This window comes from Pseudomonas bohemica, assembly GCF_002934685.1.
Classification (GTDB): domain Bacteria; phylum Pseudomonadota; class Gammaproteobacteria; order Pseudomonadales; family Pseudomonadaceae; genus Aquipseudomonas; species Aquipseudomonas bohemica.
Genome location: NZ_NKHL01000007.1, coordinates 1 through 252, shown reverse-complemented (window position 1 = coordinate 252; position 252 = coordinate 1). Strand labels below are relative to the sequence as shown.

Sequence of the window (252 nt, the reverse complement as noted above, 5' to 3'; positions counted from 1 at the left end):
CGCCAATGGTGTTCCCTTACGCTTCATCCTTTCATCGGGACAAGCCAGCGATATCGCCCACGCCCAACCGCTGTTGGATCTGGTGCGCATTCTCGGTAAGCCCGGGCGACCACGAAAGCGCAGTAGAGGGTTACTGGCTGACAAAGGCTATGACGCAGAACACCTGCGTTACTACTGCGACCGTTATCGAATGCAGCCTGTGATCCCGCTACGCGCCATGCCACGCAAACCCCGGCCTGGCTTGCCCCGACT

1 protein-coding gene is annotated in these 252 nt (G+C 59.5%); it reads left to right on the top strand.

Going from position 1 to position 252, the window contains the following annotated elements; genetic code table 11:
• Positions 1-252 (top strand): transposase (locus tag CE491_RS00025; RefSeq protein WP_199884898.1); only part of this gene is annotated, 252 nt, incomplete at both ends.